At 70.5% G+C, this 25,827-nt stretch carries 23 protein-coding genes; 7 read left to right on the top strand and 16 right to left on the bottom strand.

Going from position 1 to position 25,827, the window contains the following annotated elements; translation table 11 throughout:
* Positions 1-99 precede the first annotated feature (99 nt).
* From IPM43_08410 to IPM43_08400, 3 genes are all read left to right on the top strand, one after another.
* Positions 100-2,676 carry an ATP-dependent Clp protease ATP-binding subunit gene (locus IPM43_08410; protein QQS23494.1) on the top strand — a complete coding sequence of 859 codons (2,577 nt, stop codon included), beginning with the start codon at positions 100-102 and terminating at the stop codon, positions 2,674-2,676.
* 89 nt (positions 2,677-2,765) lie between these two features.
* Entirely contained in the window at positions 2,766-3,833 is a 1,068-nt protein-coding gene (locus tag IPM43_08405; GenBank protein QQS23493.1) for an iron ABC transporter substrate-binding protein, read from the top strand.
* 19 nt (positions 3,834-3,852) lie between these two features.
* Complete coding sequence (locus IPM43_08400) at positions 3,853-5,523, top strand: iron ABC transporter permease (protein ID QQS26390.1); 1,671 nt, start codon at positions 3,853-3,855, stop codon at positions 5,521-5,523.
* On the opposite strand, the gene IPM43_08395 is transcribed toward IPM43_08400, so the two are convergent.
* Positions 5,466-6,488, bottom strand: a complete 1,023-nt coding sequence (locus IPM43_08395; GenBank protein QQS26389.1) for an ABC transporter ATP-binding protein — start codon at positions 6,486-6,488, stop codon at positions 5,466-5,468. The two genes, IPM43_08400 and IPM43_08395, sit on opposite strands and share 58 nt — an antisense overlap.
* Positions 6,489-6,606: 118 nt before the next feature.
* Here IPM43_08395 and IPM43_08390 point away from each other — a divergent pair, with 118 nt between their 5' ends.
* Positions 6,607-7,392 (top strand): hypothetical protein, encoded by a 786-nt coding sequence (locus IPM43_08390; GenBank protein QQS23492.1) that lies wholly within the window; start codon positions 6,607-6,609, stop codon positions 7,390-7,392.
* Here IPM43_08390 and IPM43_08385 read toward each other — a convergent pair.
* Positions 7,389-8,879, bottom strand: coding sequence for a catalase (locus IPM43_08385; protein ID QQS26388.1), 1,491 nt, complete (start codon positions 8,877-8,879; stop codon positions 7,389-7,391). The genes IPM43_08390 and IPM43_08385 overlap by 4 nt on opposite strands.
* 59 nt (positions 8,880-8,938) lie before the next feature.
* Positions 8,939-9,421, bottom strand: a complete 483-nt coding sequence (locus IPM43_08380; protein ID QQS26387.1) for a transcriptional repressor — start codon at positions 9,419-9,421, stop codon at positions 8,939-8,941.
* Positions 9,422-9,638: 217 nt separating this feature from the next.
* Between IPM43_08380 and radA the strand changes: the two genes are divergently transcribed.
* The gene (gene radA, locus IPM43_08375; protein ID QQS23491.1) at positions 9,639-11,030 is read left to right on the top strand and encodes a DNA repair protein RadA; all 1,392 of its coding nucleotides are present in this window, start codon (positions 9,639-9,641) and stop codon (positions 11,028-11,030) included.
* Here radA and IPM43_08370 read toward each other — a convergent pair.
* Positions 11,027-11,545 carry a 2'-5' RNA ligase family protein gene (locus tag IPM43_08370; GenBank protein QQS23490.1) on the bottom strand — a complete coding sequence of 173 codons (519 nt, stop codon included), beginning with the start codon at positions 11,543-11,545 and terminating at the stop codon, positions 11,027-11,029. The two genes, radA and IPM43_08370, sit on opposite strands and share 4 nt — an antisense overlap.
* A 287-nt stretch (positions 11,546-11,832) precedes the next feature.
* On the opposite strand from IPM43_08370, the gene disA reads away from it, so the two are divergent.
* Complete coding sequence (gene disA, locus IPM43_08365) at positions 11,833-12,921, top strand: DNA integrity scanning protein DisA (GenBank protein QQS23489.1); 1,089 nt, start codon at positions 11,833-11,835, stop codon at positions 12,919-12,921.
* Here the strand turns inward: disA and IPM43_08360 are convergent.
* From IPM43_08360 to IPM43_08315, 10 genes are read right to left on the bottom strand one after another with little or no spacing between them, the layout of a single operon-like run.
* Positions 12,878-15,817: a LysM peptidoglycan-binding domain-containing protein gene (locus IPM43_08360; GenBank protein QQS23488.1), complete on the bottom strand. Its 2,940-nt coding sequence runs from the start codon at positions 15,815-15,817 to the stop codon at positions 12,878-12,880. The genes disA and IPM43_08360 overlap by 44 nt on opposite strands.
* Entirely contained in the window at positions 15,814-16,233 is a 420-nt protein-coding gene (locus tag IPM43_08355; GenBank protein QQS23487.1) for a hypothetical protein, read from the bottom strand. Before IPM43_08355 ends, IPM43_08360 begins: the two co-directional genes overlap by 4 nt.
* A complete protein-coding gene (locus IPM43_08350; protein ID QQS23486.1) occupies positions 16,230-16,682 on the bottom strand; it encodes a pilus assembly protein in 453 nt (150 codons plus the stop codon). Before IPM43_08350 ends, IPM43_08355 begins: the two co-directional genes overlap by 4 nt.
* On the bottom strand, positions 16,679-17,071 hold the full coding sequence (locus tag IPM43_08345) for a pilus assembly protein (GenBank protein QQS23485.1): 393 nt from the start codon (positions 17,069-17,071) through the stop codon (positions 16,679-16,681). Before IPM43_08345 ends, IPM43_08350 begins: the two co-directional genes overlap by 4 nt.
* The gene (locus tag IPM43_08340; GenBank protein ID QQS23484.1) at positions 17,068-17,262 is read right to left on the bottom strand and encodes a hypothetical protein; all 195 of its coding nucleotides are present in this window, start codon (positions 17,260-17,262) and stop codon (positions 17,068-17,070) included. Before IPM43_08340 ends, IPM43_08345 begins: the two co-directional genes overlap by 4 nt.
* Before the next feature lie 46 nt (positions 17,263-17,308).
* On the bottom strand, positions 17,309-18,175 hold the full coding sequence (locus tag IPM43_08335) for a type II secretion system F family protein (GenBank protein ID QQS23483.1): 867 nt from the start codon (positions 18,173-18,175) through the stop codon (positions 17,309-17,311).
* 2 nt (positions 18,176-18,177) lie between these two features.
* On the bottom strand, positions 18,178-19,056 hold the full coding sequence (locus IPM43_08330; protein QQS23482.1) for a hypothetical protein: 879 nt from the start codon (positions 19,054-19,056) through the stop codon (positions 18,178-18,180).
* The gene (locus IPM43_08325; protein ID QQS23481.1) at positions 19,053-20,363 is read right to left on the bottom strand and encodes a CpaF family protein; all 1,311 of its coding nucleotides are present in this window, start codon (positions 20,361-20,363) and stop codon (positions 19,053-19,055) included. Before IPM43_08325 ends, IPM43_08330 begins: the two co-directional genes overlap by 4 nt.
* Positions 20,363-21,091, bottom strand: coding sequence for a hypothetical protein (locus IPM43_08320; GenBank protein ID QQS23480.1), 729 nt, complete (start codon positions 21,089-21,091; stop codon positions 20,363-20,365). Before IPM43_08320 ends, IPM43_08325 begins: the two co-directional genes overlap by 1 nt.
* 2 nt (positions 21,092-21,093) lie before the next feature.
* Entirely contained in the window at positions 21,094-21,666 is a 573-nt protein-coding gene (locus tag IPM43_08315; GenBank protein QQS23479.1) for an SAF domain-containing protein, read from the bottom strand.
* A 317-nt stretch (positions 21,667-21,983) separates the two neighbouring features.
* On the opposite strand from IPM43_08315, the gene map reads away from it, so the two are divergent.
* Positions 21,984-22,976, top strand: a complete 993-nt coding sequence (map, locus tag IPM43_08310; GenBank protein ID QQS23478.1) for a type I methionyl aminopeptidase — start codon at positions 21,984-21,986, stop codon at positions 22,974-22,976.
* A gap of 677 nt (positions 22,977-23,653) precedes the next feature.
* On the opposite strand, the gene IPM43_08305 is transcribed toward map, so the two are convergent.
* Both IPM43_08305 and IPM43_08300 read right to left on the bottom strand, forming a co-directional pair.
* Entirely contained in the window at positions 23,654-24,112 is a 459-nt protein-coding gene (locus tag IPM43_08305) for a hypothetical protein (protein QQS23477.1), read from the bottom strand.
* A 199-nt stretch (positions 24,113-24,311) separates the two neighbouring features.
* On the bottom strand, positions 24,312-25,823 hold the full coding sequence (locus IPM43_08300; protein QQS23476.1) for an N-6 DNA methylase: 1,512 nt from the start codon (positions 25,821-25,823) through the stop codon (positions 24,312-24,314).
* Between the last annotated feature and the right edge of the window lie 4 nt (positions 25,824-25,827).

The raw sequence follows: 25,827 nt of genomic DNA, 5'->3' as shown, positions 1-25,827 counted from the left end.
CAGGTTACGCGGTGGGGCGCCAGGGTTAACACCTCCGCCCGGGGGTAGAGTGACGTCACCCTCTCCGTCTACATCCGCCCCTTTCCGGAAAGGATGGGCATGTTCGAACGCTTCACGGATCGAGCCCGCAGGGTCGTGGTGCTCGCGCAGGAAGAGGCGCGTCTGCTCAACCACTCCTACATCGGCACCGAGCACATCCTGCTCGGGCTGATCCACGAGGGAGAGGGCGTCGCCGCAAAGGCCTTGGAGAGCCTCGGCATCTCGCTCGAGGCCGTGCGCGCCCAGGTGGAAGAGATCATCGGCCAGGGCGGCTCGTCGCCGTCCGGGCACATCCCGTTCACCCCGCGAGCGAAGAAGGTGCTCGAGCTGTCGCTGCGCGAGGCGCTACAGCTCGGTCACAACTACATCGGCACCGAGCACATCCTGCTCGGGCTGATCCGCGAAGGCGAAGGCGTCGCCGCGCAGGTACTCGTCAAGCTCGGCGCCGACCTGTCGCGCGTGCGCCAGCAGGTCATCCAGCTGCTCTCCGGCTACCAGGGGCCGCCGGCCAAGGGCGAGACGCAGGGTGCTGCGTCGGGCCCGGGCGCCGGTCCCGAGCGCTCCGGCAAGGGCGAAGAGGGCGATAAGGGCGGCAGCCAGATCCTCGACCAGTTCGGGCGCAACCTCACCCAGCTCGCCCGCGAGAAGAAGCTCGACCCCGTCATCGGGCGTACGCGCGAGATGGAGCGCGTGATGCAGATCCTCTCCCGGCGCACCAAGAACAACCCGGTGCTGATCGGTGAGCCCGGCGTCGGCAAGACCGCCATCGTCGAGGGCCTCGCGCAGAAGATCGTCGCCGACGACGTGCCCGACACGTTGCGCAACAAGCAGCTCTACACGCTCGACCTCGGCGCGCTCGTCGCCGGGTCGCGCTACCGCGGCGACTTCGAGGAGCGCCTGAAGAAGGTGCTGAAAGAGATCAAGACCCGCGGCGACATCATCTTGTTCATCGACGAGATCCACACGCTCGTCGGGGCCGGTGCGGCCGAGGGCGCAATCGACGCCGCGAGCATCTTGAAGCCGATGCTCGCCCGCGGCGAGCTGCAGACCGTCGGGGCGACCACGCTCGACGAGTACCGCAAGCACCTCGAAAAGGACGCCGCGCTCGAGCGCCGCTTCCAGCCGGTGAAGGTCGACGAGCCGACGCTCGCCCACACGATCGAGATCCTGAAGGGCATCCGCGAGAAGTACGAGGCCCATCACCGGGTGACGATCACCGACCAGGCCCTCGTCGCCGCCGCGAACCTCGCCGATCGCTACATCAGCGACCGCCACCTGCCCGACAAGGCGATCGACCTCATCGACGAGGCAGGTAGCCGGCTGCGGATCAAGCGCATGCAGACCCCGCCCGACCTGAAAGACATCGAGAGCCGCCTCACCGAGGTGCAAGAGGCCAAGAAGCGCGCCGTCGAGGAGCAGCAGTACGAACAGGCGGGCCAGCTGCGCGACACCGAGAAGCAGCTGCTCGAGGAAAAGGGCCGCAAGGAGCAAGAGGTCAAGGCCAAGGGCGTCGACCTGTTCGACGAGGTCGACGAAGAGGCCATCGCCGAGGTGCTCTCCATCTGGACGGGCATCCCCGTCTACAAGCTCACCGAGGAAGAGACCCAAAAGCTGCTCAACATGGAGTCCGAGCTCCACAAGCGGATCATCGGCCAGCAGGACGCGATCAAGGCCGTCTCCCAGAGCATCCGGCGCACCCGGGCCGGGCTGAAGGACCCCAAGCGCCCGAGTGGGTCGTTCATCTTCCTCGGCCCGACCGGCGTCGGCAAGACCGAGCTCGCGAAGACGCTCGCCGAGTTCCTCTTCGGCGACGACGACGCGCTGATCACGCTCGACATGAGCGAGTACATGGAAAAGCACACCGTCAGCCGCCTGGTGGGCTCGCCCCCCGGCTACGTCGGCTACGAAGAGGGCGGCCAGCTCACCGAGGCGGTGCGCCGCAAGCCGTTCAGCGTCGTGCTGTTCGACGAGATCGAAAAGGCCCATCCCGACGTGTTCAACACGTTGCTCCAGATCCTGGAAGAGGGCCGCCTCACCGACAGCCAGGGACGCACCGTAGACTTCCGCAACACGGTGCTGATCATGACCTCCAACCTCGGCAGCCAAGACCTGCGCAAGGCGAACGTCGGCTTCACGAAGGTCGACGAGGCGATGAGCTACGCGCGCATGCGTGACAAGGTGATGGACGCGCTGAAGATCCACTTCCGCCCCGAGTTCATCAACCGCATCGACGAGGTCATCGTCTTCCACGAGCTCGCCCGGGAAGAGGTCGTCGAGATGGTCGACCTCATGATCAAGCGCCTCGTCGGCCAACTCGAGGCCCAAGGTCTCGGCATCGAGCTCACCCAGGCGGCCAAGCTGCTGCTGGCCGAGCGGGGCTACGACCCCCAGCTCGGGGCCAGGCCGCTGCGGCGCGCGATCCAGCGCATGGTCGAAGACGCGCTCAGCGAGCGGATCCTGTACAAGCAGTTCCGCGCCGGCGAGATCGTGGTCGTCGACGTCGAGGACGACCCCGACCGCCCCGGCGAGCAGCGGCTCGCGTTCCGCTCGGTGGAGGGCTTCAAGCCCCCCGCCGGTGTCGACCTCGCCGGTGCCGGCTCCGGCAACGCCACCGAGACCGAGACGCCGACCGAGTAGGTCCGACGTCTCGCGGCATTTGACAGCAGGCTCACTGGTCTTCCATTGTTAGGATTCCCTAACACCGACCGACAGGAGCCTCACCTCAGATGCGACGGCCCCCGAGACCGATCTTCGCGGCGCCCATCCTGCTCGCGCTCGCCGGCCTGCTGGCGGCGTGCGGTTCCGACGACGGTTCTACCACCGACACCGGACCGACGACCGGGCCGACGACCGGGCCGATCGAGGGCGCCGGCAAGCTGACCATCTACTCGGGCCGCGGCGAGGATCTCGTCCAGCCGATCATCGACCGCTTCACCGAGGTGACCGGCATCGAGACCGAGGTGCGTTACGGCGACTCGGCCGAGATGCTGCTGCTGATCCAGGAGGAGGGCGAGAACTCGCCCGCCGACGTCTACTACTCCCAGGGCGCCGGATTCCTGGGTGAGCTATCGGCCAATGGTGATCTCGCGCAGCTCGACGACGAGCTCCTCGCCGAAGTGCCCGAGGCTCTCCGTTCACCTGCGGGCGACTGGGTGGGGCTGTCCGGGCGTGCCCGGGTCGTCGTCTACAACACCGGCGAGCTCACCGAGGACGACGTGCCGGATTCGATCCTCGACCTCGTCGACCCCGAGTGGGAGGGACGCATCGGCTGGGCCCCGACGAACGCGTCGTTCCAGGACTTCGTCACCGCGCTGCGCGCGCTCGAGGGCGAGGACGCCGCGCGGTCGTGGCTGGAGGGCATCATCGCCAACGGCGCGGTGCCCTACGAGAACAACGTCGCCATCGTGGAAGCTGTCGCCGCCGGCGAGATCTCGGTCGGGCTGGTCAACCACTACTACCTCTACCGCTTCCTGGCCGAAGACGCCGACTACCCCGCCGCGAACAAGTACTTCGCCGACGGCGACCCCGGCGCGCTCGTCAACATCGCCGGCGCCGGGGTGCTCGCCACCACCGACCAGCCCGACGCGGCGGGCGCTTTGCTCGACTTCCTGCTCTCCCCGGAGGCCCAGGAGTACTTCGCGCAAGAGACGTTCGAGATCCCCGTCGTGGAAGGCACGCCGACGGCGGCGGAGCTGCCGACCCTCGACTCGCTGACCCTGCCGGAGTTCGACCTGAACCTGCTCGCCGACCTCGAGGGCACGATCGAGCTGCTCACCGACCTCGGCGCGCTGTGACGCCGGTGAGACCGGTGAGATTCGGGTGACCGCAACGACCGCGTCGCGGGCGCGGTCCTCCACGGTTCAGGCCGACACCGCGCTGGTCGGCTTGCTCGGCCTGCTCGTCGGTGCGGCGGCGGCGCTGCCGCTCGGCTACCTCGTCTGGCGAGCGTTCGAGTTCGGCTGGGACGAGACGCGCGCCGTTCTCGTCTCCGCGCGGACGTGGAAGCTCCTCGCGAACACGCTGCGTCTCGCCGTCGCCGTCACCGCCGCGGCCGTCGCGATCTCGCTTCCCCTTGCATGGCTGACGACGCGCACCGACGTCGCCGGCCGGCGCGCGTTCGTGATCCTCACCGCCTTGCCGCTCGCCATCCCTACCTACGTGGGGAGCTTCGCGATGATCGGCGCGCTCGGACCGCGGGGGATGGTCCAGGGTTGGCTGGAGCCCCTCGGTGTGGAGCGGGTGCCTTCGATCTACGGCTTCTGGGGCGCGTTCGCGGTGCTGACGCTGTTCACGTACCCGTACGTGCTGCTGCCCGTGCGCGCCGCCTACCGCAACCTGGACCCGAGCCTCGAAGAGGCCAGCCGCACCCTAGGGCGAGGTTCGTTCACGACGTTCCTGCGCGTCGTCGTGCCCCAGCTCCGCCCGTCGATCGTCGCCGGGTCGCTGCTCGTCGGTCTCTACACGCTGTCGGACTTCGGGGCGGTGTCGATGCTGCGCTACGACACGTTCACCCGCGCCATCTACACCCAGTACCGCGGGGCGCTGAACCGCGGCTCGGCGGCAGTGCTCGGGCTCGTGCTCGTCACCTTGACGATCGCCGTCTTGACCGCCGAGCAGCGCTTCCGGGGCCGCGAGCACGTCCATCGCTTGCACGGCGGCGGCGCCCGCACCCCCGCGATCGTGCACCTCGGCCGCTGGCGGTGGGTGGCGTCGACGGCATGTGGGCTGCTGGTCGTCGCCGCTCTAGTGGTGCCGATGACGGTGATCGGCTACTGGCTCTGGCGCGGGGCCCAGGCGGGCGAGGCAGTGCTGCCCGGCTGGTCGCTCGTCACCAACAGCCTGCTCGCCTCAGCGCTCGGTGCCGTCGTCAGCGTGCTCGCCGCGTGGCCCGTGGCACTGCTCGCTGTGCGCCATCCGGGCCGCCTGGCACGCGTCGTGGAACGGCTGTCGTGGGCCGGGCACGCGCTGCCCGGCATCGTCGTCGCGCTCGCTCTCGTGTTCTTCGGCGCTCAGCGCGTCCCCTTCGCGTACCAGACACTCGGCATGCTCGTCTTCGCGTACATGATCCTGTTCCTGCCGCATGCTGTCGGGCCGATGCGCGCGTCGCTGCTGCAGGTCACACCGTCGCTGGAAGAGGCATCGCGCCTGCTCGGCTCTGGCCCGGCGACCACGTTCTGGCGCGTCGTCGTACCCCTCACCCGCCCCGGCGTGGTGGCCGGCGCGGCACTCGTGTTCCTCACCTGCATGAAAGAGCTGCCGGCCACACTGCTCCTCGCGCCGACCGAGTTCGACACGCTCGCGACACGCGTGTGGACGGCCTCGTCGGAGGGGTTCTTGGCCCGCGCGGCGTCCCCCGCGCTCGCCCTCGTGCTGCTGTCCTCGCTGCCGATGGCGGTGCTGGTGCTGCGTGAGAACGAGCGGCGCGCTCAGGTGGACGCGAACGCGACGGAGCCCGAGCCGTCGGCGCTCACCCCGACGCGCTGACCGCGGCGCACCTGCGGAGGCCCTGGGGCCCGGCTGGCCAGGCGGGAGTCGTCGTCGAGCACGACGATCGCGACGTGGTCGTGGCCGTAGTACTCGACGAGCTCGACGTTGCCGACGCCGCCGTTGCCGTCGGCCGTGGCGTGCACGGCGACCTGTTCCGGGCGCACGAGAACCTCGACCGGGCCGAAGTGCTCTTCGCGCAACGTGAGATCGCCGAACCAGGTGGAGGCGACCAAGCCGTGCGCAGTCGCGGCCACGAAGTTCGCCTCGCCGACGAAGTCCGCCACCCATCGCGTCGCGGGCGCGGTGTACACCGCGGCCGGTGTCGCGTGCTGCTCGATCACCCCCGCGCGCATCACCGCCACGCGGTCGCCGAGCACGAAGGCCTCCTGCTGGTCGTGGGTGACGAACACGGTCGTGACGCCGAGCTCGCTCAGCAGGCGGTGGACCTCGGTGCGCACCTGCACCCGCAGCGCGGAGTCGAGGTTGGAGAACGGCTCGTCGAGCAGGATCGCCTGCGGGCGCGGGGCGAGCGCCCTCGCGAGCGCGACGCGTTGCTGCTGGCCGCCCGAGAGCGTCGACGGCATCCGCGGCCCGAGCCTGCCGAGGCCGACCATCTCGAGTGCCTCTGCCACGCGGGTCGACCGGCGCTCGTCACGGCTCAGCCCGTAGCCGACGTTCTCGGCCACCGTCATGTGCGGGAACAACGCCCAGTCCTGGAACACCATGCCGATGTTGCGTTCCTCGGGGCGCACGTGCACGCCGGGCCCGCTGACGAGCGTGCCGTCGATCGAGATCGATCCGGAGTGGATGCGCTCCAACCCGGCGACGGAGCGCAACAACGTCGTCTTGCCGCAGCCACTCGGGCCGAGCAGGGCGACCGTCTCGCAGGGCTCTACGTCTAGGGAGACCTCGTGCAGCACGTCGACGGCGCCGAAGCGCTTGTCGACACCGCGGATCTCGATGCGGCCCGAGCCTCGCTCCACCGGCTCAGGCTAACGGTGCCCGATCTGGGAAGATCGTGCCCGCATGGGTGCCCGGCTTTCACGCAGCTCTCCGCGCGCGCTCCCACGGCGAGCGGCCTTGGCCGCAGTGCTGGTCGCGGTCGTCGTCCCCTTTCTCGGCGCGTGCCGTGTCGATGTCGCCGTCGACGTCGTCGTCGACGAGGCGGGAGCCGGCACGGTCACCGTGACCGTCACGGCCGACGCCGACGTCGTCGCCGCGGCACCCCTTCTGGCAGAGGACCTGCGCACCGAAGACCTGGTCGCCGCCGGCTGGGAGGTCGACGGCCCGAGCCCGAGCGCCGACGGAGGCTTGGAGGTGATCCTGACCACCGACTTCGCTTCGCCCGAAGAGGCGAACGTCGCGCTCGCCCAGCTCTCCGGGCCTGGCGGCCCGTTCGTCGATCCCGTGCTCAGCCGGCTGGTCGAGGGACGAGGGGTGACGTACAGCCTCGACGGCAGCCTCGCGCTGCCGAACGGGCTCGAGGCCTTCGTCGACGCCGAGGTGGTGTCGCTGGTCGGCGGTGTTCCGTACGCCGAGGCGCTCGCCGACCGGGGGCTCACCCTCGAAGAGGCGGTAGGGGTCTCCTTGACGGTCTCTCTGCCCGGAGAAGTGCGCAAGACCACCGCCGTCGAGCAGGACGGCCTGCTCCACTGGACGGTGGCCACCGACGGGTCCGCGCAGTCGCTCGTCACGAGCAGCGTCGACGAGGGCCCGAGCGACTCGTGGGGTCTCCTCGCCACCGGCGCGCTCGTAGCAGCGGTGGCCTGGCTGGTGCTGGCCGGGGCGTTCGTCGCCTATGTGGTGAGGGCCCGCCGGCAGCGATCCACTCGCCGCCGCACGGGCACTCCACTTACGCGCGACTAGTCCTCGACGAGGATCGCGGACGCGGTGACGCCCTCGTCCATGCCGGGCAGCGCCGGAGCATCGGCGGCGGCGCGCACCTTGTCCTCGATGCGCTTGCCGATCGTCTCGTCGACGTTGCGCCAGTACTTGAACGCACGCTCGCGGACGTCGGGGCGGACGGTCTCGAGCGTCCCGGCGACGGTGTCGACGAAGCGGTCACGCTGAGCGTCGTCGAACACCTCACGCACGAGGATCCCGGCCTGGGTCCAGTCGTCGTCTTCGGCGTGGAGCACGTACGCCTGGCGCACCATCTCGCCGTCGGCCTCCCAACCCTCGGCCACCGGCCCTTCGAGGTCGGCGAATCCCCGCCCGAAGCTGTTCGGCGCATAGACCGGTGCCGCACCGCTGTGGTCGAAGGCCATGTTGCCGTCGAACATGTACGGATCGGGAGCACCGTTGACCGGCTTGTTCACCGGGAGCTGGTGGAAGTTCGTGCCGATGCGGGCACGGTGGGCGTCGGCGTAGGCGAAGACCCTCCCGAGCAGCATCTTGTCCGGCGAGAAGCCGATGCCGGGCACGACGTTGCTCGGCGCGAACGCGGCCTGCTCGATCTGCGCGAAGAAGTTCTCCGGGTTCTCGTTCAAGGTCATCGTGCCCACCGGGATCAGCGGGTAGTCCGAGTGCGGCCACACCTTGGTGAGATCGAACGGGTTGTAGCGGTAGGTCTTCGCCTCGTCGTAGGGCATCACCTGCACCGACAACTTCCAGCTCGGGAAGTCGCCGCGGGCGATCGCGTCGAACAGGTCGCGGCGGTGGAAGTCGGCGTCGGCTCCGGCGATGCGTTCGGCCTCCTCGCTCGTCACGCTCTGCACACCCTGGTTCGTGTGGAAGTGGTACTTCACCCAGAACCTCTCGCCCGCCGCGTTGACCCACATGTAGGTGTGTGAGCCGTAGCCGTTCATGTGCCGCCACGTCCGGGGCAAACCGCGGTCGCCCATCAGGTACGTGACCTGGTGCGCCGATTCGGGGGTGTGCGACCAGAAGTCCCACTGCATGGTTCCGTCGCGCAGCCCGGAGTCGGGGAGCCGCTTCTGCGAGCGGATGAAGTGCGGGAACTTCATCGGGTCACGCAGGAAGAAGACCGGCGTGTTGTTGCCGACGAGGTCGTAGTTGCCCTCCGACGTGTAGAACTTGAGCGAGAACCCGCGCACGTCGCGCCAGGTGTCCGGTGAGCCGAGCTCGCCGGCGACGGTGGAGAAGCGAAGCAGCAACCGGGTGTTCACTCCCGGCTGGAACAGCGCCGCCTTGGTGTAGCGGCTGACGTCTTCGGTGACCTCGAACGTGCCGAATGCGCCGGAACCCTTCGCGTGCGGGCGCCGCTCCGGGACGTTCTCGCGGTTGAAGTGGGCCAGGGTCTCGACGAGGTGGACGTCGTGCAGCAGCAGCGGCCCGTTCGGCGAGATGCTGAGGCTGTTGCGGTCGCTCTCGGACGGCGCGCCGTTGGACATCGCCGATCCCGTCGGTGAAGACCCTTCGTAGATGAGCTCGTTGCTGTCGTTGGACACGATCACTCCTTCGATTCGGTTGGTTCGGGCTTGTCGGTTGATTCGGGCTCGTCGGTCGGCTGAGGCTGGTCGGTCGGCTGAGCGTGCTGACACGAGGGGCACAGGCCCCAGTAGATGACGTCGGCCTCGTCGATGACGTAGCCGTGGGAGTCGGCCGGCGTGAGGCACGGCACCTGGCCGACCGCGCAGTCGACGTCGGCCATAGCTCCGCAGACTCGGCAGGTCACATGGTGGTGGTTGTCGCCGACTCGCGTCTCGTAGCGCGCCGGTGAGCCGGCCGGGGCAATGCGCCGCAGCAGCCCCTCCGCGCTGAACAGCGCCAGCGTGTCGTACACCGCCTGGGTCGACACGGTCCCGAGGCGCTCACGCACCGCGCGCGCCACGGCGTCGGCATCGCTGTGCGGGCGCTCGGCGACGGCGCTCAGCACCGCCAGCCGGGGAGCCGTCACCCTGATCCCGAGCTCGAGCAGTCGCGCCCGGCCCACATCGGGGTCCGCGAAGGCGTCAGGTGCCACGGAAACCACGAGACGACCCTACGCCCTTTATTGGAATCAGTCAAATTCTTGGATTCATCCACACCGACCGGGCAGCCCCCCCAACTTCTCGGTCGGATTTGTGACACATAGCGCGACTCATCCGACCGAGAACGCGAGGGGGGACAGCACGCCTTCGTGTCACACCCGCCGCGTAGGGTCGAGAGCCATGGGTGCTGCAGGTGCTGCCAAGAGCGTGAAGTTCGTCCACAGATGTACCGAATGCTCGGCGGCACACCCGAAGTGGGCCGGGCGGTGTCCGGCATGTGGGGCCTGGAACAGCCTCGTCGAAGATGTCGAGGTGCCCGCCGCGGCGGGCACCTCCAGCACGGCCGCGGCACCCGCCCGCCAGATCAGCGACGTCGACGCCGACGTCGCGCAGGCTCAACCGAGCGGCATCGGAGAGCTCGACCGCGTGCTCGGCGGCGGTCTCGTGCCCGGGTCGGTGACCCTGCTGGGGGGCGAGCCGGGCATCGGCAAGAGCACGCTGCTGCTGCAGCTCCTCGCGTGGTGGCCGGGGCGTGCCCTGTACGTGTCCGCCGAGGAGAGCGCCCAGCAGGTGCGCCTGCGCGCCGAGCGCTTGAGCGCGGTGCGCGACGACCTCTGGGTGCTGGCCGAGACCGATCTCGGGCGCATCGTCGCGGCGATCGACGAGCTCGCGCCGTCGCTCGTCATCGTCGACAGCATCCAGACGGTCGCCGACGCCAGCCTCGGGTCGTCGCCGGGCACGGTTGTGCAGGTGCGCGGCTGTGCGCAACAGCTGGTACAGGTGGCCAAGCTGCGCCACCTGCCGATCGTGCTGGTCGGCCATGTCACCAAGGACGGCTCTCTGGCGGGCCCACGCGCGCTCGAACACGTCGTCGACACCGTGCTCGCGTTCGAGGGCGAGCGCCACCACTCCTTGCGCCTGCTGCGCGCCACCAAGCACCGCTACGGCCCCACCGACGATCTGGGGTTGTTCGAGATGCGTCCTCGCGGGCTGCAGGGGGTTCCCGACGCGAGTTGGCTCTTCCTCGCCGACCGCCACCAGGGGGTGCCCGGCAGCGTCGTCGTGCCGACCCTCGACGGCCAGCGCCCGCTGCTGCTCGAGGTCCAGGCGCTCACCAACCTGACGACGAACGCGGTCCCCCCGCGGCGAACAGCCCTTGGCCTCGACCCCGGGCGTCTCGCGCTGCTGCTCGCCGTGCTCGAGCGCCGCGCCGGCATGCCCGTCGGCGCGCACGAGGTCTACACCTCCGTCGTCGGCGGGGTGCGCCTCACCGAGCCAGGAGCCGACCTCGGCCTCTGCTGCGCCATCGTCTCGGCGATCAGTGACCGTCCGCTGCCCGCGGATCTGGTGATCTTCGGCGAGGTCGGCCTCGCCGGGGAGCTGCGCCAGGTGACGCACAGCGCGAGGAGGCTCGCCGAAGCCGCCCGGCTGGGCTTCACGCGAGCGCTCGTGCCGGCGAGTGCCCCCGACGGCATCGCCGGCATCCACCTCGAGCGCGCCACCACCCTCGCCGAGGCCCTCTCCGCCGCGGGGCTGGCGAGGGTCCAGGGGACCCCGCCGCCGAGGTACTAGCCGCCAAGTGGGGCCTCGGCCACCACCTGCCACTCCTGGTGCTCGTCCTCGGCCAGCACGGTGACGTGGGTGACGGTGTGCACGATCGGCGCCATCGCGCCCAGCGCGGCGAGCGCCTCCCGCAAGGGCTGCGGCGCCAGTCCGAAGGCGACGGTGAGGTGGGGCTTGACCAGCTCGACGGGCACCTCCCCGGCGTACGGCGGATGGTCCGGGAAGCGCTCGGTCAGCTCACGCGTGAGCGCGAGGAACGGCTCGGACGGATCCGGCTCCAGGTAGAGCAAGCGCTCGGCGAAGACCCCGGTGCGCCAGAAGGTGACCTCGAACACCGGGCGCCGCACCACGGTCGCGGCCACCGTGGCGAGCAACGCTTCGCCGAGCGGGGGCATCGCGAACGGATAGAGCACGGTCACATGGGCGGGCACGCTGCGTGGGGCCACCAACTCACCCAGCGCGCGCCACGGCGCCACCACCGCCTCGGCTTCGGGCACGACGACCACGAGGGCTGACCGTCTCACCCCGCGAGCCTACGAAACGGCTGCATCGTCGCATCCAACGGCGATGTTTGGGACCTTGGTCCCTGTCGTCAGATCGTTCGTGTCCGTACGATCTCGTCACCCACGGACGTGGAGAGGTGCTCGATCCGGCCCAGCCCCCTTGGCCCCGAGCACCGAAGCGTTGGTGTCAGCGAGCCGGACCGGGGAGGGGATCGGCTCGCTGACCCACGCGCCCGGGCACCGACACCGATGCCGCCCCACCCGTGTCCTCACCGGAGCTGGTCCTGGCCGTCCTCTAGACTCCCGTCGTGCACGGGCGTACCCTTTCCGTCGAGCGCAACGAGCTGTGGCTCGCCGCGTTGTCGAAGGTGGCCCCCGGCACTCGCCTGCGTGACGGCCTCGACCGCATCGTGAGGGCGAAGATGGGTGCGCTCGTGGTGCTCGGCGACGACCCCGACGTGCTCGCCATCTGCTCGGGTGGCTTCTTGCTAGACGCGCCGTTCACCCCTCAGCGCCTCTCGGAGCTGGCCAAGATGGACGGGGCGATCATCCTCGCCGCCGACGGCCAGCGCATCGCCCGGGCCAACGTGCACCTCGTGCCCGACCCGAGCGTCCCGACGAGCGAGACGGGTACCCGGCACCGCACCGCCGAGCGCGTCGCCCGCTCCATCCGCGTGCCGGTGGTGAGCGTCAGCGAGGAGATGAGCGTCATCGCCGTCTACGTCGCCGAGACCAAGCACCAGCTGCAAGAGGTCGGCAGGCTGCTCGACCGCGCGAACCAGGCCCTCCAGACCCTGGAGCGCTATCGGGCCCGGCTCGACGACGCGATGGCGAACCTCACCACGCTCGAGCTCGAAGACGTCGTCACCTTGCGCGACGTGGCCACGGTCATCCAGCGCGCCGAGATGGTGCACCGCATCGCAGATGAGATCGAGACGATGATCGTCGAGCTCGGCGTCGACGCCCGGCTGCTGCGCCTGCAGCTCGACGAGGTGTACAGCGACGTCGCCCCCGATCTCGACCTGGTGATCAAGGACTACCTCAGCCCCGGCTGCGAACGCACCGTGCCCGAAGTGCTCACGTCTCTCGCGGTGCTCGACGACGACGACGTGCTCGAGCTGCGCAAGGCTGCCGCCACTTTGCAGCTCCCCTGCGGCACCGCCGACCTCGACCACCCCCTGTCGCCGCGCGGTGAGCGCCTGCTCAACCGGGTGCCGCGGCTCGGCAAGGGAGTGGCCGCGGCCGTGGCCGAGCACTTCGGCGATCTGTCCAAGCTGCTGCGGGCGACGGTTGGCGACCTGTGCAAGGTGGACGGCGTCAACGAGGTGCGCGCCGTCGCCATCAAGGACGCGCTCAGCCGGTTGACGGAGGAGTCGATCCTCGATCAGTACAGCTGAGCAGCTGGCGACGAAGCCGCACGAGCTTCGGGCTGGCCTCGCTGTCACCCCAGGGATCGACGAGCGAGCGCTCGTACTCGGCCCACACCGCCCGCACGCCGGCGTAGTCCCCGGCCGCGCCGTGGGCCTGCATCCGCAACCCGACCAGCTCCTCGTGACCGGGCAGCACCGCCAAACCCTGCCCCGTGGCCCAGAACACCCCTTCGATGTCGCCGCGCTCGAGGCAGCGTGAAGCCAGCTCTGTCGCCGCGCTCACCACGAGCAGCACCAGCTCCGACGTCAGCCCGGAGGTGTCCGGCCAGAGGAAGCCGGTGCCACTGAACACCTGTCCCCTGACGAGCGCGAGGCCCTCGCGCAGCTCGGCGACGGCTTCGTCTCCGCTCGCCGCCCGAGCCCGGCGAAGACGCGCCCGCAGCAACTCGACGTCGGAGACCACGAGCGGGTGCAGCGGGAGCTGGTCAGTCAACGTGCGTCCGATCCACTCCTCTCCCGGAGGCGGGGCGACCGAACGGGCCAGCGACCGCCTGGCGTCGGAGACGACGTTCGCGAACGTCGCGTCGCGCACGTCGAGGTCCCACAGCGCAGTGCGCGCGCCGGAGCGGGTGGCGCGCTCGCGGTGCAGCCCGAGCCAGGCGACGAGCTCGAGCGCCTTCGATCGCTCGAACACCGCGGCCCGACCCGTCGACGCGACGACCTCGAGCGGCCCGAGCACGCGGATGAGCAGTTCCCACGCGGGCACGGGCTCGCTGCGGGCCGGCGGGGCATCCTCTTCGACCAGTGATTCGCTGCGCGCCTCGTCGAGCAGTTGCTCGATCGCGTCGGCCTCTTCGATCTCCAGCCCCACCGGGAAGAGCTCGATCCCGAACGGGTCGAGCGTCCAGACGTCGCCAGCGCCGACGTGCAGCAGCGCTCCACCCTCCACGCCGGGCACGTCGGTGACCACCGCCACCCCCGCACCCCCGCCGGCCGCGATCGCGCTGAGCATTTGGACCTCCCCGGCGCCCACGTCACCGCGCCGCAGGACGACGATGGTCGGTTCCCACGCTTCGGCCCCACTCGCCGCCCGAGCGGTGAACGTGGAGCCGGAGTGCCCGAGCCTGGCACCGAGCCCGCTGGTGCAGGCGGCGGCGAGCTCCACCGCCTCGTCGACGCTCTCGACCACCTGCCAGGCGCGCCCCCCGCGCCAGCGTGCGGCGCCACCGGCAGTGCCGACGAGCGAGGCCGACAGCGAGAACGGTGACAGCGCGAGACCGAGCGCGACCGCGCGCAGGATCGGCGCGGTGTCGTCGTCGTCACCCTCGATGCGCAGCACTCCCACGGCCTCGACGTCGAGGTAGACCTCACCCGCGGAGCTGCGCCCGACATGGGCGAGGGCCTGGCAGGGCATCGCCCGGTCACCGCCGAGGACGGCAAGCTCCTCCACCGTCACGCCCGCAGGTAGCTCCCACGACCGCTCGCCGGTCGCCCGCCACGGTGGCGGCGCTTCGACAGCACGATCGAGGTGGATCTCGATCGCCCCCGTCGGGGCGACGATGGCGAGCAACACCCGGGCACCTTCGAGACCGAGCTGACCAGGCGGTGCCAGGCGTCCGGCCGCAGCGCGCAGCGCAAGGTCGAGCCGGACGAGCTGTTCGGAGCGTTCCAGCGCCCGCAACGCCAGCTCGGTCTGTTCGGCTGTGCTGCTCGGGGCGGGAAGGCGCGTATGGGCCGGGGCCGAGCGCAGCCGGCGACGGCGGCTGAGCTCGACCATCACCATCGCTCCGGAGGCGACGAGGGCGGCGCCGGCGAGCCCACGGCCCTCACGAGACGACGCCGGCAGCGCCACGACGACGGCGCACTCGTCGTCGGGCACGGTCGCCGACGGCGGCACCGCCGACGCGGGCTCCCCCTGCGGCGGCGCCAACGTGGCGAGAGCCGGCGTCTGCGGCGGTTCCGGGGGCACCACCTCGACCGCGTCGACCACTTCCACCTGGGCGAACGCGTCGTGCGCGGCGACGACGCGTCTCGGTGCGACGACGGTGGTGGTCGGCATCTCCAACCGCCACCCGGGGAGGATCAGGTTCGGGTCCTCGAACACCCGCCCGTCGAAGCTGTCTCCCCCGTTCACTTCCCAGATCTCGGGCCAGGCAACGGCGTCGCCCAGGGTCTCCCGCGCGATCGCGCTCAGCGTGTCACCGGGTTCCACGGTCACCACGGGAGCCGCCGGCAGTAGTACCAGCCATCCGGGCTCCACCGACTCGGCGGCGGCATCGAGGACGACACCGGGGGCAACCTCACGCCCGACGTTCAGCTCGTGGATCTCCCGCCACCGGGCACCGTCTTCGAACAGGGTCTCCGCGAGTCCCCACCACGAGTCGTGCTGGCGGACCGTCCATCCGATCGTGGTCGTCCCTCCCGTTCCGCCGTCTTGGACCACCGCTCCTTGCTCGGGCACCGTCCACGGTGCACCGAACACCAATTCCTCGCGCCCGCCTGTCGGAGCCGAGTCGGGCATCAACCGCGCCAGCACCTCCGACACGGACGCCGCGTCGGCTGCGGCGCCGCGGGTCGCGACTCCCCCGAGCAACGAGAGACTGGAGACGAGCAACGCCGCCAACCGTTGCGTTCCCGCCCCGAGCACGAGGACACGCGGCACCTCACGGCCGCGGCGAACGTGCCACATCTCGACCAAGAGGCTCACCACCAGCCGCGCCCACGCCACCCACAGCAGCGCGGCAAGTACGGCGACGACGACGCCGGCGTCGATCCGACCATCGCGCAGCGAGTCGACCGCACCGGACGGGTTCGGCATCGTGTCCGGCCACGGGGCGCCCGCCACGCGAACCAGCAGTAGGGGGATGCCGAACACGACGAACGCGAGTGCGACGAGCGCCACCAACCCCCGCAAGCGCCTCACGGGACACCCGCCGCGTCGGAGTACGGCTCTGCGGAGCGCGTCGCGGTGACGCGGCGCTCGCCGACGCCTGCCAGGCGGAGCAGCGTCGGATGGAACACCATCACCACGGTCACCGTCACCGTCGTCGCGGAGACGACCACGTCGCCCGCCAGCCCGTGGGACCCCAAGTACCGGTCGACGGCACGGCGCGCCCGTGCCGGGTCGAGCATCCGCGCGCCCGAGCGCAGCCCGGACACCTCCTGGGCACCGACGCGCGCGGCGTTCTCGGCGTGATCGGCGGCAGCGATGCGGGACGCGACGAGTCGCCCACCGTCGACGGCGAGCGCGGCGCACAACACGAAGGCGACGACGAGACAGACGACGAACGCGGTCACCGTGCCCTCGTCTCGTGGGTGAAGCGAGGCTCGCTCGGTCACGGCTCGCCTCGATAGCGATCGATCGCCTCGGTGGACGACGCGGTGACCACCTGACCGGAGGCCGCCAGCGGAGCCAGACCGTCCACCGGCACCCGGCAGGTGACGGTCACGGTGACCGCCGGCGCCGACGCCCCTCCCGCCGTCGTCACGACCGACGCGCCAGTGCACGGCACACCGCTCGCCGCGAGGTCGTCGAGCGCCGCACGGCGGGCGGCGGCGGCCATCGCCGGGCGACTCACCAGTGATGCGGCTCGCGCTCCCTGGTCGGCAGCGTGGCGGACCTGCTCCACCGTCTGTCCTGCACGTCCGGCGAGCACGATCAACAGCACCATCAGCACCAGGGCGGGAGCGAGCAGTACCAGTTCGGTGCTGACACTGCCCGTGTCCGATCTCTTCGACTTCCACGTCCGTATGTGGGCGCGGGCGCCGGCGGAACGGCAGGTCGTCACCGCTCGGCCTCCGTCGTGAAGCGCTCCTTCGGTTCGCGGGCCGTGCGGCCCACCGAGGTCGGGAAGAACGGCACGATGCGAGGTACCCGCACCTCCACCGTCACGCTCACCACCGACGCGTCGACGAAGGCCTCGGGTGAGGAGGCCAGCTCTCCGCCGAGTTCGTCGACGAGACGGCGCGCGGAGTCGGCGGCCGCGGCCGGCGTCCCCTGCACCGTCGAGCCGACGCTCGCGCCCTCGCCCGCCCCCGCCGCGGCGACGTGGGCGGCGTGGAAGTACACCGTCACCTGCACCGCGAGGAGCAGCAGCAGCATGACGACCGGCACGAGGATCACGAGCTGCGTGGTCGACTCGCCCCGATCGGTGGGCGCGTCGACGGTGCGACTCATCCGAGATCCAGGTCGTTCGCCTTGTCGGTGACCTTGCTGGTGATGATCACGCCGACCGCGATCGCGAGCGCGATCAGCGCCGCGGCCAGCACGACCGTCGTCGCGCTGATCTCACCGCGGTCGCGGTCGGCCTCGGCCGAAGCCGCGAGCCGGATGCGGTAGTAGAGCCAGAGCTGCTGGAACGTCGTCATCGGGTTCTCTCCTTAGGTGTTGGTCGGTCATCAGGTGTTGGTTGGGTCATCCGAAGCCTTCGAGGACGAGGTGCATCGCCGGGTAGCCGAGCAGCGCGAGAAAACCGAGGAACAACATCACCGTCGGCAAGCTCATCTGCTCGGTTGCGGCGTTGGCCTCGGCCTCGGCGCGGGCGAGCTGGGCAGCTCGCATCGCCGACGCCTTCGCGGTGAGCGTCGCGGTCACCCGCGCGCCTTGCTCGCCCGCGAGCTGCACGGTGGAGGCGATCTCGACCAGTTCGTCGACAGCGATCTCCTCGCCGAGCGCGGCGAGGCCTTGCCACGGGGAACGCCGAGTGGTGCGAGCGACGGTGAGCGCGTCGCGGATGCGCTGGAAGGTCCACGAATCACCCGCTTCGGCCGCCGCCGTGAGCGCGGTCTCCGTACCCGTGCCGCCGGCGAGCAACACCGCGACGAGGTCGAGGTAGCTCGACAGCGAGGTGACCACTGCCTGGCGGCGGGCCGCGGCCTGGGAGCGCACCGTCAGCTCCGGCAACCAGTATCCGACCGGCACCGCGACCAGGGCAGCCACGATCGCCGGGCCTGCGGCCCCGTGCACCCCGGCGGCAGTGACGGCTACGGCGACGAGCAGCACCAGCGTGCCGAAGACGACTGCTACGCCCAGGCGCTCCACCGCGTGGCGCTCGGGTGAGCGGTCGAGCACGGCGAGGTCATGGGCGCGCCTGCCCAACCCGGCACCGGCGACCTTGCCCACCAGTCGCTGCCACGGTGACGACGACACCGACTCCGAGGCGGCCAAACGCGGCCGCTCGATGCCGGCGATGAGCGCGACGAGGGGCCTCTCCGGTCCGAAGAACGCGCGCCCGACGAGCGCGAGGCCGATGCCCATCGCGGTCCCGACGAGCAGCGCCATGGTCATCGATCGACTCCGGTCGACACCTGCGCCCGGAGCTCGGGCCTGCCCACCACGAAGCGCTCGGGAACCGCCACCCTCCCCACTCGCTCGAAAAGCACGAAGGCCGCGGCGAAGGTGGCGAGCACCCCAGCCAGCACCACCTGGCCGGCAGGTTCGTCGTAGGGCGCCAGGTACTCGCGGTCGAGCACCATCAGCCCGAGTACGAACACGACGACGACGACCGCGATGATCCGCACCGCGCTGCGCGTCCTTGCGCGCCCGACCCAGACGCGGGTGCGCATCGAAGCGTCGTCGCGCGCGGCGGTGGCCAACTCGCCGAGCAGCCCGACCAGGTCCCGAGCCTGGTGCTCGGAAGCGACGACCAGCGCGGCCACGACGAAGTCGGCAAGGGGGTGGTCGACGTCGTCGGCCAGACGCCGCAGCGCCGTCGGCAGGGGCTCGTACCCGACGCGCGAGGCGAGCGACCCGACAGCACCCGCCAGCGGTGCCGGAGCCAGCGGCGCTGTGGCGACGATCGCCTGCTCCAGGCCGGCCGCGCCGGCGATCGTGTCGCGCAACTGCTCTGTCCAGCCGGCGATCGCCTCGACGACGGCCAGCTCGCGGCGGTGACGGCCTGCGGCGCGCAGCGCGGCCGGCACGCTCCACGCGAGCACACCGACGGCTACGGCGGCCACCGGCCAGCCGGTGAGCGACAGGGTGAGGATGAAGCCGAGCAGCGCTGCCGCGGATCGCGCGAGCAGCAGGTCTACCCGGGCGGTGGTGGAGTACAGAGCCCGTGCTCGCGTCCCGAGCACCGGTCGCCCCGCCAGCCCGAGCCAGGCAACGAATGCACCGATGCCGATCAAGCCCCCGACCGAAGCAGCGAGAAGAGGTCTCATCGACGCCCCCACCGCCGCGCGTCGGCGAAGGCGTCGGCATCGAAGCCGTGGCGCTCCAGCAAGGCGACCGTGCCCTGGCGCAACGGGTAGCCCGGCATCGCCCCACCTCCCGGGTGCGGGCGCACGACCTCGTTCGACACGATGCGGGCGCCGTCGGAGTCCACCACCTCGCGCACGCTCGTCACCCGGCGCAGCCCGTCGACCTGCTCCAGGTGGACGACGAAGTGGACGGCGTTCGCGACGAGCAGGTTGACCGTCTCCACCGGCAGGCCGGTGCCCGCCATCGCCACGTAGGCCGCGAGCTTGGGAAACACCGACGCGGTGGAGTCGGCGTGCATCGTGCACATCGACCCGTCGTTGCCCTGGCTCATCGCCATCAGCATCGAGAACGCCTCGGCGCCCCTCACCTCGCCGACGATCACCCGGTCGGGGTCCATCCGCAACGCCATGCGGGCGAGCTCGGCGATCGGGACCTCGCCCCTGCCCTCGGTGTTCGGAGGACGGGCCTGCAACGCGTCGTGGTCCGGGTGCAGGTCGGCGAAGCGCTCGATGCCCAGCTCGTACGAGTCCTCGATGGTGACGATCCGCTCCCCTCGGGGGACCTCGTTCATCAGCCCGCGCAGCAACGTCGTCTTGCCGGTGCCCGTACCACCGGCGACGATCAGGTTCCGCCGCGCCTTGACGGCGGCGGCGAGCAGCGAGGCCAGTGGCGGATCGACCATCTCGCGCCGGACCAGCTCTTCGAGCGACGACAGCTCGAAACGGTGCTTGCGCACGACGACCGTCGGGTGCGACGAAACCTCCATCGCCGCGAAGAGCCGTGAGCCGTCGGGAAGCTGCAGGTTGAGCTCCGGGTGGGCGGTGTCGAAGCGGCGCTCGCTGCGCCCGAGCCTCGTCGCGACGAGCCGCACCAGCTGGACCAGCTCGTCGTCGCTGCGCACGACGGGCTCCATCTCCCGGCGGCTCCCGTCACGCAGCTTCACCCAGGCCGAGGCGGTGCCCCGGACGTGGATGTCGGTGATGTCCGCGTCGTCGAGCATCGGCTGGATGCGACCGAGGCCGAGCACCGCGGCAAGCACCGAATCGATCACGTCGCGCTCGTCGGCCGACTCGAGCGGAGCCTTCCCGAGTGCGATCGTCTCGGCCGCGTGCGACTCGAGCTCACGCACCGCCACGGCGCGGGCGAGCTGGCGCTCGTCGTCGGTGGCGAGGCCGAGTTGGCCGGAGCGGCGTCGGCGCACGCGTTCGGTCGCCAACGCGTCGGCCACCGTCGAGGCCACACGCTCGACGAGTGCCGGCGAACCCATCAGCGCTCCGCCGCGGCAGGTTCACGCGCCTCGGCGGCATCCGCGCCACGATCGGCGGTGGCATCCGGGGCGATATCTGCGGCGAGATCGGCGGCGAGGCGCCGGACCGCCCGCCGCCTGGCACGGGCGCTGCCGCGCCCGGCTCCGATCGCGGCGACCACCGGCCACGGGAGTGCATCGGCCACCTCACGCGGTGCGTAGGCACCGCGCACCAGCACCACCTCGACGCCGCCGAGTGCCGTGAGCAGCTCGCGGCGGTGGACCAGCGCCACCACGTCCTCGGCTTCGGCGCGTACGACCACCAGCCGCCGGTGTGCCGCCCGAACGATCGCGGCCGCCGGGCTACCCGGCCGCAGGCGGCCGACGTCGGCGATCACATCGTGGGCCCGGCACGTCACGCACCAGTTCGCCAACGGTTCGGCCGCGCCGCGCAGGAGTGCCTGCACCTGATCGGCACCGGGATGGCTCGGCACGACGACCACGCCGGCGGAACTCCGCTGCGCGAACCGCCACAGTGCATCCTCGGGGACCTCACCACCCTTGCGGCACGCGGCACCGAGGTCGGTGAGCCCCGGCCTGACGCCGAGCTCGAGCCGAGCCGCGAGGCGCCCCCCGTCCGGGTCGGCCTCGACCACGACGCACTCGCGCGGCCACTGCGCGGCGAGTGCGGTGCAGAGCGTCGTCACACCGGGTGATCCACCGATCGAGCCGACAGCGACGAGCACCATGTTCAGCTCCCCACCCCGAGCAGCCGCACGTCCTCCGCCGCCGCCACGAGCGCCGCCTCGTCGAGGGACAGCCGCAGCGTGACCACGGTGTCGTTGCCGAGCTCTCCCGGCGCGATGACGTCCCACACCACAGCCACCCTCGGGCGCAGGTCGGCTCGAGACTGCGCCTCGCCGGTGTCGGCCCTCACCACGACGACACGCACCGAGTCGCCCGCGACCAGTCCGGGCGGGACCTCCCCGGGCGCGAGGGCCACCGCGACGAGTCCGTCACCCGTGGTCAGCGGGGCGACGGCGCTGACCAGTGCCGGCGACCACGGCGTGCCGACGCCGACATCAACTACGGCAACCGTGCCCACCAACGACGCCGCATCGCTGCTCGCGACCAGCTCCACCTCCTGGCCGCCGGACACCTCGACGATGGCGAGATCGTCGGCGGTCACAACCGCGCCACGGGGCACGTCGCGCGCGGCCACGACGACGCCACGTCCACTGGTGACGGACTGCTGCCAGACGACCGCAGCCAGCGCCGAGCCGGCGACGAGGAGCACGCCGACGACGAGCTCGGGTAGCCGCACTTTGCGGCGCGGCGCCGCCGCGCCGGGCCCACCTCTTGAACTACTGCTTGCCCTGCTGCTGGTCGTACTGCCAGCAGGACTGCTTCTGGTATTGCGCCCGAGCACGCCGATCGACAGATGCTCCGCCACGCATCCTCCTCCCCGCCCGCGAACGGGAGTCCCCGCCCTGGTCGATCGATCGCGACCCCCTCTGCCGGAGGGACGACCGGGTTCCCTGGCCCGGTCGCAAGGTATGTGTGCGCCGGCAGTCTGTGACCGGCGCGCCTTGACGATGAATGGGCCGAATGGCCCATCGGGAGCCGTAGCCTGGATGCCACATGCGTGCCTCCCCGACGCCCCCCGCAGTGCTACCCCAGGCGAACGAACCGTGCTGGTGCGGCAGCGGGCGCAAGTACAAGCGCTGCCACAAGCCGACCGAGGGACGCGTGCTGCCCGGGGTGGTGTCGCCGATGCTGGCGGTGCCCGAGGGCATCGAGCGGCCTTCGTACGCCGACTCCGGCGTCGTCGCCCGCTGGGCGGAGCCGCGGGTGAAGTCCGAGGACGTGATCGAGCGCATGCGCGACACGTCGCGCATCGCGGCCGAGGTGTTGCGTCTGGCCGGTGAGTACGTCCGCCCGGGCATCACCACCGACGAGCTCGATCGCTACGTGCACCAGCTCTACATCGAGCGTGGCTCCTACCCGAGCACGGTCAACTACCACGGCTATCCGAAGAGCATCTGCACCTCTGTCAACGAGGTGATCTGCCACGGCATCCCCGACAGCCGGGTGCTGCTCGAAGGCGACATCGTCAACATCGACGTCACCGCCTACAAGCACGGGGTGCACGGCGACACGAACGCCACCTTCTTCGTGGGCGAGGTCGATCCCGCCAGCCGCAAGCTGGTGGCGGTCACCGAGGAGTGCATGTGGTACGGCATCGAGGCAGTCCGCCCGGGCCGGCCGCTGGCCGACATCGGCAAGGCGATCGAGACTCACGCCAAGGCACACCGCTACGGCGTCGTGAGGGCGTTCATCGGCCACGGCATCGGCGAGCAGTTCCACACCGACATCCAAGTGCTGCACTACTACGACGCGCGATCGACCATGGTCATGCGCCCGGGGATGACGTTCACGATCGAGCCGATGATCGCCGCCGGCACGTGGCAGCACCGGATGTGGGACGACGACTGGACCGCGGTCACCGCCGACGGCAAGCGCACGGCCCAGTTCGAGCACACCGTGCTCGTCACCGACGACGGCGTCGACGTGCTCACCGCCGGGGAGGGAGCCGTCTCCCCAGTCGCTCCCTGGCAGCGCTCCGGCGCCTGATCTCGGCCGTCCACCACGCGACGACCGCTGCCGCCTCACCTACGTGGGGTTGCAGGCCGTAGGCGCGGGTCACCTCGACCCCGCACTCCTCGACGCATCCAGCGCGCAACGCCCGCGCCGCCCGATCGAGCTGCGTCAGCCAGGTGCAGCGGGAGTCACGGCGTCACGGCGCGAAGGGTCCCCTGACCTTGCTTTGATAGCCATAGACGCAGTCGTCGGCGGGCACGCAGAAGCCACCTTTAAACCAGTAAGACCTGTGCACTGACGTACGGCCATAGCCCGAACATAATGGCGACCAATAGACCCTAACCCAGATATCGGCTGTAGTGGAATTCACGTCCGAAGCCCAGGCGCATTCAACGCCATAACTCCGAAGGCTCAAGGATGCTACGAGCCGATCAGCGTCGACGGGCGATGGGCTCCCTCCCGGAGGACAGTATGCGGATGACGCTACAGATGTGCCATTGTGTGCATATGTGTTGGTATTGACCGCCTGCTGGCATCGGTAACCGTAGACATTCGAACCACCAGAGCCAAACGCGCCGTTGTCGATCACGGTCCAGTCGTACCCGACCCAGCCTGGCCCGCCAGCGAGCACCCTCGCTGTCGAACCGACAGTGATCGCGAACAGAAGTGCGACGCCACACTTAATCGTCGACCTCGAGGTCCATCGCATCTCAGCCAGCTCCCTGCGCGGGCTCAAACCGCAGACTCGTTAGCACATGGTTCTCGACCACCGCAGTCCTGACTCCCACTGCAGTGACACCGTCCGCAGCAAGAATGGCTTCCACGTTCGGTCGGACCGAATGGTAGTAATCCTGCTTCCGGATGAATCCAATTACTGTATCTGAGCCATTCGGATCAAGCACCGGAATTAGATCCGGTGCCGCATGCTCCTCGCGCTCAATCTCGCCCTCCGGAACTTCTGGTATGACTCCGTATGTAAGACCAGTTGGGCCGACTCTAAATCCATTCTCGGTCATTGCGACGAAATGTTGAAAGTTGATGCGCTCGCCGGGCCGAACGATCTGATCCACCAGCACATACTCGTAACCAAGATCATCAATGAGGACTTCCGTCGCTTCGGACGCTTGTCCTTCGGGCAGGGCGGACCTCTTCAACTCCGTGACAGTCACCGGGGGACCCGAGATTCTGCCACTTCCGACGTCCGGCTGCGACGCGCAGGAAAGCACAACCGTTACAGACGTCGCGGCGACCAACCTCGAGCAACGCAGCCTCGAAGACATCGGAAGCAACCTCCCTCCTACGACACTCAAGCGCGTATCCCAACACGGTCAAGCGGCAGAAGCAAGAGCATCCGTGCGGTTCCCGTGCTCACCGCCGGGGAGGGAGCCGTCTCACCAGTCGCTCCCTGGCAGCGCTCCGGCGCCTGATCTCGGCCGTCCACCACGAGACGACCGCTGCCGCCTCACCTACGTGGGGTTGCAGGCCGTAGGCGCGGGTCACCTCGACCCCACACTCCTCGACGCATTCAGCGCGCAAGGCCCGCGTCGCCCGATCGAGCTCACCGGCAGGCCACGGGAGCTGGCCGAGAGTGCTCACGCTCACGCGTACCGCGCTGGCGGCAAGTCCACTGCCGGCACCGCGTGCCGCGACCCAAGCGCTCGCCACCGGCGAGGTGAGCACCGCGGCGACCGGCCACAAGTCCTGTCCGTCCAGGGGAACGGCGGTGATCACGGGGACGCCCGGCAGCCACGCTCCTGCGGGATCGGCGACCGCTTCGAGCACCCGCGTCTGCGTGGCGACGAGGACCTTGCCCACCAACTTGCGCGCCGCCCAGGCCGACATGCGCTCGTCGAGGAGTGACAGATCGACGACCGGGCACAGGAACTGGCGCTTGGCGAAGCGCACCGGGACCTCGCCCCACATGCAGGAGCCGGGATCGATCAGCCCGGAAGTCACGAGGCGGGGCGCATCGTCGTCGGGACCCTCACGCTCACGCACCGCCTTGGTCAACGCGTAGTACTCGTCGCGGAAGTTCGCGTTCAGCGCCGCATGGTCGACGAGCTCGCCGCACTCGGCCAGGTCGCCGAGCGGGGGCACGCCGAGCGCGTCCGCGACCCACTTCCCCCAATGCTCCACGGCCGACGCCACCGAGCGGGCCAGCGGGTCGGCCGGCGCGAAGTCCGGGCCGACGGTACGCGGCACCTCTTCCGCCGCCGCGCCGCCGTTCTCGAACCCGAGCGCGCAAGTGCGCACCGCCGCGTCGAACACCGGCGAGGGCGACCACCACAGCCAGCGCAGCTCGGCGCGGCTGCGCACGTCACGGCGCACGGGTGCCGCGTCGCGCGACGACAGCACCGACAGCGGCAACACGAGCCCGACTCGGCCGCCGCGCTCGCGGGCCAGCCGCGCGGCAAGCGCCAGGAACTCGACCGCGGCATTCGCGTACGGCCCGCCGCCGTGCCGGCTCGCGCCGCCGCGGGTTGTCGCCGCGGCGAGCTGCGACAAGAAAGGCGGGTTGCCGACGACGACGTCGAACCGCTGCCGGCCCCACTGCCGCGTGAGGGCGTCGTCTGGGAACACGGTCGCGTCCTCGCCGCGCAGCGCGCGCCGGGCCGCCTGCACCGCACCCCGGTCGACGTCCACACCGACCAGCACGGGCACCCCGCCGAGCGAGCGCACCCGGCGGGCGGCGCTGAGCAAGAACCTGCCGTCGCCGCAGGCCGGATCCAGCACGGACACCCGCTCGCCCCCGAGAGGGACAGCCGGGATCGCCGCCGCGACCACGTGGTCGACGAGCGTCGGCGGGGTGTACCAGGCGCCCAGGCGGCGACGGCGCTCGGCGGCGTCGACGGACGAGCTCGGTCCCGGCTCAGACGGCATGGGC

Source organism: Actinomycetota bacterium (genome assembly GCA_016700055.1).
Lineage (GTDB): Bacteria > Actinomycetota > Acidimicrobiia > Acidimicrobiales > Ilumatobacteraceae > Kalu-18.
This window is presented reverse-complemented; position numbering and strand designations above follow the sequence as displayed.

Bases quoted from the DNA above. Each gene is read 5' to 3' on its own strand.
- IPM43_08325 (QQS23481.1), bottom strand. From the start codon at position 20,363: ATGGGTTCGCCGGCACTCGTCGAGCGTGTGGCCTCGACGGTGGCCGAC.
- IPM43_08335 (QQS23483.1), bottom strand. From the start codon at position 18,175: ATGGCGCTGCTCGTCGGGACCGCGATGGGCATCGGCCTCGCGCTCGTC.
- IPM43_08320 (QQS23480.1), bottom strand. From the start codon at position 21,091: ATGGTGCTCGTCGCTGTCGGCTCGATCGGTGGATCACCCGGTGTGACG.
- IPM43_08410 (QQS23494.1), top strand. From the start codon at position 100: ATGTTCGAACGCTTCACGGATCGAGCCCGCAGGGTCGTGGTGCTCGCG.
- IPM43_08340 (QQS23484.1), bottom strand. From the start codon at position 17,262: ATGACGACGTTCCAGCAGCTCTGGCTCTACTACCGCATCCGGCTCGCG.
- IPM43_08330 (QQS23482.1), bottom strand. From the start codon at position 19,056: ATGAGACCTCTTCTCGCTGCTTCGGTCGGGGGCTTGATCGGCATCGGT.
- IPM43_08385 (QQS26388.1), bottom strand. From the start codon at position 8,879: ATGTCCAACGGCGCGCCGTCCGAGAGCGACCGCAACAGCCTCAGCATC.
- map (QQS23478.1), top strand. From the start codon at position 21,984: ATGCGTGCCTCCCCGACGCCCCCCGCAGTGCTACCCCAGGCGAACGAA.
- IPM43_08345 (QQS23485.1), bottom strand. From the start codon at position 17,071: ATGAGTCGCACCGTCGACGCGCCCACCGATCGGGGCGAGTCGACCACG.
- radA (QQS23491.1), top strand. From the start codon at position 9,639: ATGGGTGCTGCAGGTGCTGCCAAGAGCGTGAAGTTCGTCCACAGATGT.
- IPM43_08405 (QQS23493.1), top strand. From the start codon at position 2,766: ATGCGACGGCCCCCGAGACCGATCTTCGCGGCGCCCATCCTGCTCGCG.
- IPM43_08300 (QQS23476.1), bottom strand. From the start codon at position 25,823: ATGCCGTCTGAGCCGGGACCGAGCTCGTCCGTCGACGCCGCCGAGCGC.